Source organism: Pseudomonas sp. TE50-2 (genome assembly GCF_040813665.1).
GTDB lineage: Bacteria > Pseudomonadota > Gammaproteobacteria > Pseudomonadales > Pseudomonadaceae > Aquipseudomonas > Aquipseudomonas soli.
This window is the reverse complement of record NZ_JBFNXN010000001.1, coordinates 706,234-718,766: the sequence shown is the minus strand read 5'-3', so window position 1 is coordinate 718,766 and position 12,533 is coordinate 706,234. Positions and strand designations below refer to the sequence as shown.

Below are 12,533 nucleotides of genomic sequence, written 5' to 3'. Positions count from 1 at the left end.
GGAAAGTTTTTTGAAAAAAAGCTTCCATTAATCAAAAGGTTAGGGTACATTTCTTCTCGTTCTCGGCAACATTGAGAGCCGCCTTGTCGGGGCGTAGCGCAGCCCGGTAGCGCACTTGCATGGGGTGCAAGGGGTCGAGTGTTCGAATCACTCCGTCCCGACCATTATTGAAACGAAAAAGCCCAGTCGGTAACGACTGGGCTTTTTCGTTTGTGCTATACGGAAAATAAATATAAGCGCTCACTACTCTTATATGTATAAGTTTATTGTATTAACAGCATTTATTTGAAAGGTTTTTATAGAAATTACGCTCTCGGTGCGAGAAAACCAGTCAATTACGAGTTTTATGAGTAAAAATAACTACGTTTCACATGCAGCGCGAACGATTGCTGTTACTTGGCTTCGCCAGTCTCGAAATTGTTGATAGACCGTCGACCAAGGCCCGAATCGTTCAGGCATGTCCCGCCAAGTCGCATCGGAGCAAAGCACCCACAACACGCCGTTGAGCATCAAGCGATCGTCGACTCTTGGACGCCCGGTACGTCAAGGTGCGGTGAAGAGGTCCGCGACTGTTTCCCATTCTGCATCGGAAAGTTCGTATCGCCTGGATATGGCAAAATTCTTCGCCTAAAAAGCGAGAATTCTACGGAAAATCAGGCTTCCAGAGGCTCCGGTGAGTTTTCAAAGGTTTTCATGCAGAACCTAGCCCTCCATCGCGGCAAGTACTGGGGCTTGAGGGCGAGCATCAAAGCAGCTGAAGCCCCCCGGTAAAACCGGGGGGCTTTGCTTTAACAAACTTTTTGCCTGAGCTTAGCCAAGGCACGTAACGGTCTCCGCTCCAGCTCGAACGTGTCGAGGAAGTGCAGAGAGGACGACCAGTCGCTACCAAGTAGGTCACTCATTACACTGGGATCAGAACATCGCCACAAGGGATGAATGACAACAGCGCGCCACAGCTCGACACCATCCTTCTGTTCAAGGAGATATGGCAGGCCGGAATGCGGCAGATTCCCTTTGCGGATTGTGCCTGGGCGCATGGCCTCGGCATCTTCCGCTAGCTGGTGAGCATGTTCTCGCCATCCTTGCATCTCAGGGTACTGATCATCGCTAGGATGATTTAGCCCGCAGGCGTAGTTCGGCTCGACCATCGCGCGTAGGTAGGCCAACCCCAAGCGCCAGTCCAACAAGCCATGATATCGTCGGTTGCCGTAGCGCTGGATGCAGCGGTAGCAAGAGGTCTGGCATTGAGCCGCATGCGGGGCTTCCGCGCTGGTCCCGACGAAATCCTGAAGAGGCCATGCATTGGCTTTTTCCAAAACCTCATGCAGCAGGTCGACAATCAGTGGTGTGGATCCATCTGCGGCCGGCTCGCCCAGACGCCGGCACAAACCCGAACCGTTGATCAGCGCATCGGCTATTTGCAGCATCGGCTGCCCGGCACGGAGTCGCGGCTCCAGCGCTTCGAACTCATCGGGGGCAACGTCCAGCGCAAGCGCGGCTTTATGCACCAAAATCTGGGTGGCGCTAATCGCTGCTGCGCGCGTCGGTAAGTGTAGGGACTCACCGTCCCTGGCAACCATGTCTAGGGTAAGGCGCTGATCGAAGTGCGTCAGCTCGAGATGAACAGAGTCCGTTTCTTTTGTGGAGATTAGACCGAACGTTTGCTCACCCAGCAGTTGGCTCCCGTGTAGCCCGACATGTGACCGCCGCCAGCCTGACTCGATCGCCTGAATGCCTTCAATCGTTGGTTTCTGAAATGAGAACGGCACTGGCACTTTCTGGTCCTGTGCCAGCTCTACGGTGAACCGCTGCCCGTCGTTCTCGCTGTCAATCGGCCCGTCATTGAGCTGCATGATAGTTACGCCGGCACCGCGGCGCACGGCCAGGGTTCCGCATTCGACGCGATCGCCCTCGTGCAGCACGGTAGCCATCGTGCGCAGGGACATCCGTTGAAACTCATCCAGTTCATCCTTCGGCACAAAATCTGTGCGGAAGGCTGCAGGCGTGACGTAGCGGAGGAAATCTTCCTGCGGGATCGATGCATGGCAGTCGTCGCAGTCTAAGGGATCTTCAGGAGCCTGCTTACTTTGCCGGGCTGAGCCACAAGCAGGACAAATCGCCACATAGGTTTGCGACTCGCACCAGTCGGTCACCGTACGCAATCCCTCAACTTTTAGACCCTGAGTCTGCGGGTCGGTCAGATTCCCGGTAAAGCCGATAACCCGATGCTTCTTTTTATCCTTGACCAATACAGCGCCAGGCGCGTACTCAAAAACTGCCAAGTCGAGGTCGCGGTCCATCGTCGACCATTCGTATTCGGTGCGATCATCCTGTACTTTGCTCTCGCGCAGTCCTAAGTAGAGATTACGAACTCGCGTCGGCATACCGTACATAGGCAACAAGCCCCGCTCGGCTAGGAAGCGAGCAAGGCCGAAGTCGGCGCAGGGCGCATGAGCGCGCTGATCATCAAGCTCCTTCAGCAACTGGTCGATGCTCGATTGAGAGTGAAGGCGCAGGCGCTGCTCTGGATCGAAGACAGCTACCTCGATGAATCGGTTGCGCACTGCCTGCGTCTGCTTCAGCGCCTCACGCAGACGGGCTGGCCAGTCAATATCTTGTTCGTGGTAATAATCCTTCGTCGTAACATACTCACCGTGTACATCCGGCGGCATGAGCAGGTCGCCAGGGAATATTTCCCCCTTCTGGGCGCACTGATCGCGCAGCTGCTTGAATGCGGCGCGCAGCCAAGTCTTGCGCAGGAGGCGCAAGGGAATGGCGTCGTGGCGGATCGCTAGGAAAGGCGGTGGCGGCGGGTCGCCGGTAATGGCGTGCGGATGTGCGAAGTAGTAGGCGTCGTGGCTTCGCCCGCGACAGAAGGTGACAACGAAGGAAAACGCCTGTCCGCGACGACCTGCGCGGCCCACGCGCTGCTGGTAGTTGAACCTCTGCGGTGGCATGTTCGCTTGGTAGACGCTTTGCAGAGCGCCGATGTCGATGCCGACTTCCATGGTTGTAGTGACGGCCAGCATATCGATTTCCGAGGCGAGCCTCTCCAGCTCGCTCACATCATCGACAAAAATACCCTTGAACTTACGCAGGCGGTCGGAGAAATCGTCCGTCTGGCCTGTCAACTCCTCCACGCGCAAGCGAAAGCGCCCTACGCCATCCCGCTCACCGCGTACGATGCGTCGGCCGAGGAAGTTGCTCTCCCAAAGCTCCTTGACCTTACCGTCAGGTTGCTCTCCCAACGGGGCTGCGCAGCGAGTGCAGATCCCAAGGCTCCGATGCAGGTGGATGCGTTCGCAGTTGTTGCAGCGCCAGAAATCATCGTCCGGTTCGGCTACCTTGAGCGACAGCTTGCCGATGTTGAACAGGCCTCCTGGATGGCCTAACTGCTCGAATTTAGCCAGGACGCTCGTCAGCTCCTCCGTATACCGGGCTTCGCTATACAGTGCGTAGGCGACCTTTTTGATCCGGCTATTGGTGATGTCTGATCCTCTCTGCCACTGTCGGACCTTGCTCTTATCGAAGTATTTGTTGTCCTTTACCCGATAGGCGCTCGCAAAAACACGCAGCCAAGCATCCAGCACTTGATCCGTCCCATCCCTCGACACGCATGGGTAGGCAAGACCTGTTTCCTCTAGGGCAAAAAATGTGTTGGCAAAAATGACATCGTCTATCAATTCGTATTGATCTTCGACAATCTCCTTATTGAGTTCTGCCGTCTGCGTATATGAAAGCGCATGGTCATAGGTGATGAGGTCGCCATCTTTCTTGAACTCTCGATGCCAGGGACGCTCCTTGGTTCCATTGGAATCAGAATTTTTATAAGGAGAAATGCCCAAACGCACTAGCTCCGCTGTGATTCGGCCGATGGAGTCGTCATGGTTAAATTGCAGGAGCTTATCCAACTGGACCATTTTCCTTCCAGGTGTATCTCCTCCCGTTTGTTTTATCAATAGATCTGTCAGTCTTTTGACTTCGTCTTTGTCGCCTGTGACTTGGGACTTGGCTAGGCGTTCAATGATTTCAGCTGGCGTCATGACTTCTTGCGAAAGTTCTTTCACATACGCGCGCGCTGCCGTCACGAGCACTTCGCGGCGCAGATCGCGTAAATGCAGCCGTTCGATCTCCATAGCCAACGCCGCCGCATCCTGCCGGCTGTCCGAGAAAACGATGCCTTTGGGAGATTCGGCGCCGATTGCGTGCAACAACTCAAAGAGCTCCGTCGCCACTAATTGCGAAGATTTCGTCACACCAGTGCGGAAGGCGCGAATAGGCGAGAGTGAACGGTTCGAGCTCGGTCGGTTCGAGTAGTCAGTGCCGCACTTGGGGCAGCAGAAGGGTTGGGCAGAGAGCTTGCGGTCGGGTTTGCCTTTCTCCGTTTTAGCAGCTGCCTCATTCTGGTGATAAAGATACCCTGCAATGTTGCCTTCCTGCGAGAGCTGGCCTGCCTCCACTATGCCAGTTTCGGGGTTCAGGTGAGCCAGCTCCCATTTGTCGTATCCCTTCTCTGATCCAATCCAGTCACCGCGACGTGGCCAGAACACTGCAAACTCATCCAGCGCCATGTCATCGTAGTATTCGGCTCCAGGGCGCTCCGGTAGATTCTCTAGATTCGAGGCGGACGGTAACAGCTCGGTTGCGCGCATTGAGCCGCTGCGCTGTCCTCGCTGTCCGCCAATCAGCAGATCCCCGCAGGCTTCGCAGTACAAAAGCTCGAAGAGACGGCGCCCACGCTTTTGCCCTTTAGCAGGTGGAGCGTGAGAGGTGCCGCGTTCCACAGAAAAGTCGCCGAAGGCTACACCCTGATCGGAGGGGGTAACCGAGGCGAAGAGACCTTCAAGGTTGCGGATAAACGTATGCACCCGGAAGGCGGGGGTCGCTGGGCTTACTTTCATAGTTGAGCCCTTGGACTCCGGCAGTGCCCGTGCCAGCAACAGTCCGCGCAGAGCCAGCTCCATGTCGCTAGACCCAGGCGCAAAGACTTGGGCAGCTATTGACTTGGGCGTGGTGGCCCGAATCACTCCGTCGTCCATGCAGGCGTGCGTCAGCAGATTCGCCGCCGCTTCGGCGAGCAGCTTCACGAGTAGACTGTGCTCCACTGCTGTGATGCCTAGTACCTGAGCAGCTTCGTCAATGGCTGTGTCCAGCGCGGGCGTCCTATCCAATTGGCCGACAAAGCCGTCTTTCCCCTCGAGTGCAGCCTGCATCAGGCGAGTGAACGGCTCTGCAGGAATGCCGCCTGGATGTGCGAGCGGGACATGTGGAACGCCCTGGACCACGCAAGTGCTCCAGAAGTCTGTTTTGTCGGAGCCCTCGTCGTTCGGTTCGCAGCTGGTACCGAACGGCGCAAAGAGATCACGTAGATAGGTCCGTGACTGTACGCCCCCATCCCCCTCCATCGGCAGAGATGCAGAGGAAGCTAATAGACGAAGCTTGTAGCGGTGTTCAGGCTGATCCAGCCCCAAGCGCTTGATCAACGACTTAATCAGAAAAGCAACTTCAGTGCCCGCTGATCCGCGAATTAGATGGAGTTCGTCGAAAATGAGATAGAAATACGCATTTTCATTATTCATCAGCCATTCGCGTGTTTTCTCGAAAATTATATCTTCGACTTCACGCGACAACATGGCGCCCAGCATGGAGGCGTTAGTCACCAAGATGTCCGGCGGCGCTGCATGCATGTCCCACCGAGAGACCATTTCACCGCCATCGACCGACGGAAATATGTAGCGCGTTTTATTGTCTAGGTTCCCGCTTTCCTCATCGAACTTGCGGGCAGCATCTTGGTCGCGCTGGAAATCCTTCATCGCCTTGCGCAGGCGAGTGATACGACGAGCTCGGCGTTTCGCTTCCTGTTTGTCGCTGGAGAGGCGCGGATGTTGTTCGTAACCGGTAACTGGGGTCGCGCTCGTATACTGGCCAAAGAATAGGCGGTTTCCTGCGAACCGCTTATCCATCACCTCATGCGCTTCGTCCGAGTCGAGTGTCTTGCGCAAGCGCACCATCTGATCTTCGACCAGTGCGTTCATTGGATAGAGTACTAGCGCCCTGATAGCGCTCGGCCGTCTTTCCCCCGCGCGCCGGTGAGACCATTTAGACTTCGGTGTTTGCCACCACTGCTCCTGCAGGTAGTTGATGCTCGGAGCTGGCCAGGTGACAGCTTCGTTCGCTAGGGCGGCCAGAATCGGAAGCATGAAGCTTTCGGTCTTGCCGGAGCCAGTACCGGACGTGACGATGCCGGGCTGGCCCGTGCGTACGCCCCGCTCCAGCATTGAGATCTGGTGGCGATAGGGAGCGTAGGTGGATTTGCGGCTCAAGGGTCCGGTGCTGGGCTCTCCATCGAACAGCCCGGATAGGGCTAGCTCAACGAACGCTTTGCGGCCCTCCATAGACAGTGGCTTGAGCGGACCTTCTTTCTCCTCGATAAGATCCTCAAGGTATTTGTCTGAAGACTCGTAGCGCAGTACTGGCTCGATAAAGGGCTCTGTGGCCAGGACGCCAGCGGTCTCCAGCAGCGTCCGTCGTGCCGCTGCTGCTGCTGGATTAGAGATGCGAAAGCTAGTTTCGACGTATGAGATGAAGAAGTCTTGGATGCGGCGAAAGCCGCCGATAGGATCTAGCATTACTAACCTTCCCTAGTGAGTCGATCCTGCGGACTGATTCGCGCCCGCGGTATGAAGAAACAGTGTAACCATGCGAGCGATGGCTTCTGTAGCACCCTTGCCAGTATGGAAAGTGGCTACTTCCGCTGCAGCGCGCACCCCCCTAAGTGTGTTGATGAGACCTAGGCGGTTAGCCAGTTGATGGGCGACGTTCAGATCGCTTTCAATGCTCTCGTCCGGGCGTTTGCCTGGATCCAGTTCACCGCGATGGACGGAGGAGAGCCACAAGGGAGCTATCGTTATGGCTTCCTTGGCGATAGCATCTTTGATCGGCAGCCAGATCTGCCCCGCTCGTAGAGCCTCCGCTTCTTCGCAGTCTGCGTCCTCCACCGTTGCGCAGAGGAAAAGTCGTCGGGGTAGGTCGCCTCGGCGGGCGCGATCAGTCAGTGCTGGCAGCCAGAACCGAGCACCAGAACGCTCGACATGCTCGACGACTGCTAGGATAGAACAGGGCTCCGCGGCGGTGGCCAGTGCCAGCCCTTGTGCGAGGGGGGTGCGTAGCCCTGTACCTGCCCGTATCCAAAGGTCCTCAAAAGTGAGGATCGTCGGGTCTGCTTTTAGGCGCGCGGACCGTCCGGACGCTATCAGCGACTCGGCAATCAACAGAAAGTCCTCGACGTCGGGACCGACGAGCAAAGGTGTTTCGCCTGCCAGGACTAGCGCCAGAAACTGCTCCATCAACCGTTGTCCGTTACCGGTTAGTAGCGGGCAGTCCTTGATAATCTGGCCAGCTTCTGGGCTAGACCACACCTTGGCGGTGTCCGGGCGGCGCAAGGGCACGACGGACGTCGACGCAAATTCAAGTCGTTCTGAAGCTGCAGCCACAGCTGCATTCAGGCCTTCGAGCTCCAGCGTCCACTTCGCCTTATGCGCCTCCAGGTCCGCAACCAGCGTCTTCAGATCCGCAGCTTGCGCCTCAAGCGCCTCGAGTTCCGAACAAAGTTCGTTTCGAGATTGCGAGAGGTCGGAGCAGGCCTGCTCCAGCACTGTTTTCTTCTGTTCTAGGGAGGCCAGCTGCTCGCCAAGAACCCGTTCAGCTTCCGCCTTTTGGGCCGATTGGTACGCCGTCAGTGCTTCTTCCCCCTCCCTCCGCCCGCGCTCCAACCGCTGTGCCACCTCAGCCAGCTGGCTTGCTTCATATGCCTTTAGCTCGGTGTCGATCTCTGCGGTGCGAAGCTTTCTCCGGCTTTTACCTTCCTCAGTGAGCTGCGTTTCGAGCTGTGCTCGGATGGTTTTGCGCTCCTCCTCAGCGATGGCCTTCATCTCTCGTTCGATAAGGCCAGCGATTTTCGAGTCGGATGCCAAGGCGTTGGCGAGGTTACGCAGCATGGTCTGGTCAGTTGCTAGTCGCTTTGCAAGCTCACCGGAGCGGAGTGCATGCTGAAAAGCCAGCGCGTCACTTGGGTTAGCCGCCACATGGCCAGTTTTCTCATCAGCATGCTGCTGCAGCCACGTCGCAACCTGAGTCATTTGCGGGGAGTTGGCTCCAGAAATCCAGCGGGCAACACGCTCTATGTAACCCTTCTCCGGCGTCCAGTCATAGGTGTGGCAGGGGGGCGTATCTGGCTCCAGTTCGTAGCGTATCTCCTCGGCTGTCCCGGTTGGTATCGACTCGACGGCATCCACATCAAAGCCGTATGCCGGTAGTATCGTGTTTTTGGAAAGCACCAGTGTGCTTTCACTCGACCGAACTAGCTCCACCTGGATGACCTGTTCGTCAGGTGTACGAACCATCCATATTCCAGGTACATTGTTCGCAGGCAGCCCCTCTATCGTTAGGATTCGGCGCACCTCCTCAAGCGATTGGGCCTGAGATAGGTCCTGATAGGCATAGAGGCGGCGGGGGCTTGCTGCTCTCCATTGGCCCCTACGATCGCTTGGCACCACCTGAAAAGCCGCCCATTCACCTTGGCGAAGGGGCATGGAATCGAGGCTACGCATCTCGACCTCCCCCATTTTTGGGAACAATCTGCGCGGATTGTCTAGCGGCTCCCAACCAGCATCCGTCTTATGCACCACGACCTCGATATGGACGATCATGTTGTTTCGTCTGACGCATCGGCCTGCATACCATGGGGTGACTGCTGCCATAGCCCTATTGCTCCTTAGTCATGACGTGTAAGCGTCAATTGTCCATTTCGCCATTGCAGTCGTTGTTGTCCACCGGAACGGCGGGTCTCAGAAACAAGGCAGCTGATGGATCGTTCGTTTGTCTGGGCCTGCCCGACCAAGCATCCTGACAGTAGCGAACCTAGCCATTTTAGGGTTTGCGGGGTGACCGGATAGATGTATTCATCCCCTATTGGGCCTGCAGTCCTAAGCAGTCGGCGTCTGAGTCCGGCTGCCAGCGCGTCGGGAAGGCCGCAGTCGCGGGTAATGCTCACCAGCAGCCCGTCACCGCGTTGCTCGAATAGAGGTGAGCGGGTCATAGAGTGCGCGGCGGCAATGGCGGCAGTGCGCGATAGCCAGGTCGTTGTGCCCTTTCGGCTGGTCAGGCAATACAGGTCATGATCCCGACCACCAGGGTGAACGCGACGCGTCAGCGTGACGGTATCTTCGCGAGCAGAGCCTTCCTTGAATCTCCCATGGACCCAGTCCCACGTCGAAGCGACCTCATGCAGGTCGGTCATACGCTCAGTTCCGGCAAACGCCAATGGTACTGCGTCGGGCATCGGCGGCAGCATCACGAGCGGCCAACCTAGTTTTTTCGCCAGATCCTCCATAGCCGCGACTTTCGCTCCGATCAAGGGAGGCGACCAGGGGCCCACGCCGAGCCGTCTGAAACACTGACCGCCTAGCCCGATGACGGCCTGCTGAAATTCCTTCGCGAGCTGGGCGCAGATCCCCCCTTCGACCACTATGAGATCCTGTCCGGGGCGTGATATGCGAACTAGCTTAGGCTCGGCCAGCGTCCAGGCGCGACCTTTCCAGCCGCTACGCAGGCGCGGTTCGATGATCCCTCCGTCCTGAAGGCAGCGAAGCAGGAGCCATGGGCTAACATTGGTGCGAGCTAGAAGCGCGACAAGCTCCGCTTCCTCCCACCCGCTCACCCCGCTGGCGTAAAGCGCTTCGAGCAAGTGCTCACCGTCGGAGTGGCCAGTCTCCCAAGCCAAGGCGTCTTGTCCTTCGAAATTGACGAGGGCAGGCGACACGCGCGACCAGTCATAGAGTCGCTCCAGCCGGTATCGTGCACTCGAGCCCAGATCAGAATGAGGCAGCGCATCCTGAAAGAGCTGTACATGACTCCTCCAAGGCGCAACTTTTTCGCGAAACTCACGCACCGGTTCGATGACAAAGGCCCCTTCGACTGGTGCGGATGCAATCAGTTGCCCGCCCTCCATCGTGATTGGGCAGTCCCCAGCACTCGCTACCACCGGACGGATCACGTAATCCGTCGCATCGGATTCAATGAGGGGCAAAAATGCCGGTCGCCCTAACCATCCATAAGGCATGCGCACTCCGCTGGACAGGCGCGGGCGAACGATTGGCTCATCGGAGGATTGAGGAAGTAAATTCGTGAGACGTAGGGTCTCGTACACGTTGTGGTAGCTGCGGGACTCACTCGTCAGAAGCCATTCGCCTTCCTTTACGAGTCTGCCCAATCGATCGCCAACGCATTTCTCATGCCGACGCGTCAGCGCTACATGCAGGCCTTGCGGAGCAGTGCAGGGGCGGGCCTCCGCGCGCCAGCGGCCGACGCCGACCTGCCGGAAGAACAGGAGGCCGGACTGCACAGCTCTGCCCAAATTCAAGCTGGCATGCGCTGACACGCTGTTCAGCGCCATCAACAGGTTGGGATGAAGTTCCGCCTCAAGCGCCTGCTCTGTATGTGAGAAATAGCCGCGGCTACCGTCAACGTCAAACATCATGTCAACTATCACGCTGTGCCGTGCGGACCGACCCATGTGCGCGTATGCGCGCTGGAGCAGACGCCAGAAACGCAGATCCGCCAGTGCGCGTCGCCCCAGATCATAGGCATCGCGAAACTCTGTAAAGGCCAGTTTCAGCGCTTCGGAAGCCTTGTCGTCGAGCAGCACGACTGGAAATTTCCTGACTATCAGTTGGGGGGTGTCGTAGGCCTGCGGACATTTGGCGAGAAAGTCTTCCATCAGGCGCAGGTCTGTCTTGTTAGGAAAGGTCAGGCGCAGGGTATAACCGATGTGGCTCCAATTTTTGGGGATCTCAGGCAGGATCAGCCGTCTGAAGTGCTGCCCTTCGTTGACTCGCAGATCAAGCCAGCGTACCAGCGCCTCCCACATCAGGTTGACGCCGGGCAACTGCTGGAAGCCTTGCTCTGTGCCGAGCCATTTGCGCAGTTTTCTACGAAATTCGTTGTCCCCCTCGTGTCCTTCCAACTGACTGTCGATGAGCAGCGTCATGAGCAAGTAGATAAAGAAGTTAGGCCATTCGCGGGTCGCCGCTTTTGACATGCCGATATTTAGCCGATGAGATAGGTTCGGCATATGAGCCATGAAACTTCGGAAGGCTTCCTCGACGGTGGCCTCCTCGTCGCTGTCCGCCCCGCATGCTTGGGCAAGCGTATTCGGTGTGACTTCAAATGAGCGAATATCGCTGGCATCTCCGTCCGGACCTATCGCTAGAAAATGCCGGACCAACCGTTCTTCCCAGTCGGCAAAAGTTTTTGGCGGACTCCAAGTCATGCGGTGCAGACCTTTTCGCTATGAACAGCGGTTTTTTTCCGAGCAGCCATGGCTAGCGGTTCAAGCAGGCGATCAGCAAGGAAACGCACGGCGGGAACCGCAACCCCATCCCCTATAACTTTAAAGGCATGTTGATATATTTCAGGCAAGATATAGGTGCTTTCTAGGCCCATTAACGCTGCCGCTTCATGAACGGAAAGAAGGCGAGTTCTGACCTGACCGTTCCCTACCACAATAATTCTTGGGCGGGACGCCCCCCCTCTTGGCGTTCTTAGACATCCCAGCACAGGGGAGAACGTTATCTCCGCGCGCTGCTTGTTGACACCTCCCTCTCGACGCATACGAAAATATAAGCTGCCAATCGCAACAGTTTCTGAAGACTTTGCGTTCTCAAGTCGAGCCAGATGGGTAGGCGCCATCATGTTGATAATGCGGTTTGTTTCTTCGGGGGGGTGCCACTCAACTCCTTCGAGCTGAATAATATTCGTAAGGGCATCTTCTTCTAGTGTGGGCGTGAATCCTAGGTCCCACCAAATCCAGTCTGCATGAGACTGGAGGGGGAGTGATTTATACGCACGAAGCAGTGTCGGGGTATGCCAAGATGCAGTCGCCATCCCATGAGATAGTTCCGATGGTATATCAATATCACGCTGTATGGCGATAATGAATACTCGTGGTCGAGATTGTGGGAGAAAGTGCTTAGCATCAATAATAACTGCACCATAGCGATACCCGATTTCTCCGAGCCTGGTGCAAATCGCGGTAAAATCACGACCTTGCTCTAGAGTAAGCAGTCCCACTACATTTTCTAGAACAAGTAGCGGCGGCTGCCGCCCCTCCTGGCGCAACGTGTTAATCAGGTCAAGAAATGGCCAAAGGGCGCCTGATCTTGTGAACTCATCAGAACTGGACGCCCCTATCCCTAAACCATTGCCGGCGACAGACAAGTCTTGGCATGGAAACGACGCCCAAGCTAAATCGCAAAAACCCTTCAGGTCTGCTGTTTTCACTTCTTTTATATTGCGTTTATCGAAGTGATTGCAATTCCAGTTATTTATATAGGTTGAAATCTTTATGCGATCCATGTCATTGGCGAACAAGCACTTCCATCCATTGCCAAGACCGGCTCTGGCCATGCCTCCGCCTGCGAAAAACTCGCAAAAACTAAATTTTTCGACTATTTCCGCATCGCCATCTAGCATAA

At 56.4% G+C, this 12,533-nt stretch carries 4 protein-coding genes, 1 tRNA gene and 1 pseudogene; 1 reads left to right on the top strand and 5 read right to left on the bottom strand.

What is annotated here, in order from left to right; translation table 11 throughout:
* Window positions 1-87: 87 nt before the first annotated feature.
* Window positions 88-164, top strand: a tRNA-Pro gene (locus AAHK21_RS03075).
* Between the two features lie 238 nt (window positions 165-402).
* Here AAHK21_RS03075 and AAHK21_RS03070 read toward each other — a convergent pair.
* From AAHK21_RS03070 to AAHK21_RS03050, 5 genes and pseudogenes are all read right to left on the bottom strand, one after another.
* Window positions 403-612, bottom strand: a pseudogene (locus tag AAHK21_RS03070) (transposase); the annotation flags it as partial.
* Window positions 613-788: 176 nt separating this feature from the next.
* Window positions 789-6,629 (bottom strand): DEAD/DEAH box helicase, encoded by a 5,841-nt coding sequence (locus AAHK21_RS03065; RefSeq protein ID WP_367856385.1) that lies wholly within the window; start codon window positions 6,627-6,629, stop codon window positions 789-791.
* Window positions 6,630-6,641: 12 nt separating this feature from the next.
* Complete coding sequence (locus AAHK21_RS03060; RefSeq protein ID WP_367856384.1) at window positions 6,642-8,708, bottom strand: hypothetical protein; 2,067 nt, start codon at window positions 8,706-8,708, stop codon at window positions 6,642-6,644.
* Window positions 8,709-8,773: 65 nt separating this feature from the next.
* Window positions 8,774-11,329 (bottom strand): hypothetical protein, encoded by a 2,556-nt coding sequence (locus AAHK21_RS03055; RefSeq protein WP_367856383.1) that lies wholly within the window; start codon window positions 11,327-11,329, stop codon window positions 8,774-8,776.
* Window positions 11,326-12,531: a DNA cytosine methyltransferase gene (locus AAHK21_RS03050; RefSeq protein WP_367858940.1), complete on the bottom strand. Its 1,206-nt coding sequence runs from the start codon at window positions 12,529-12,531 to the stop codon at window positions 11,326-11,328. Before AAHK21_RS03050 ends, AAHK21_RS03055 begins: the two co-directional genes overlap by 4 nt.
* Between the last annotated feature and the right edge of the window lie 2 nt (window positions 12,532-12,533).

Coding starts and splice junctions, on each gene's coding strand:
- AAHK21_RS03065 (WP_367856385.1), bottom strand. CDS start 6,629: ATGCTAGATCCTATCGGCGGCTTTCGCCGCATCCAAGACTTCTTCATC.
- AAHK21_RS03060 (WP_367856384.1), bottom strand. CDS start 8,708: ATGATCGTCCATATCGAGGTCGTGGTGCATAAGACGGATGCTGGTTGG.
- AAHK21_RS03055 (WP_367856383.1), bottom strand. CDS start 11,329: ATGACTTGGAGTCCGCCAAAAACTTTTGCCGACTGGGAAGAACGGTTG.
- AAHK21_RS03050 (WP_367858940.1), bottom strand. CDS start 12,531: ATGCTAGATGGCGATGCGGAAATAGTCGAAAAATTTAGTTTTTGCGAG.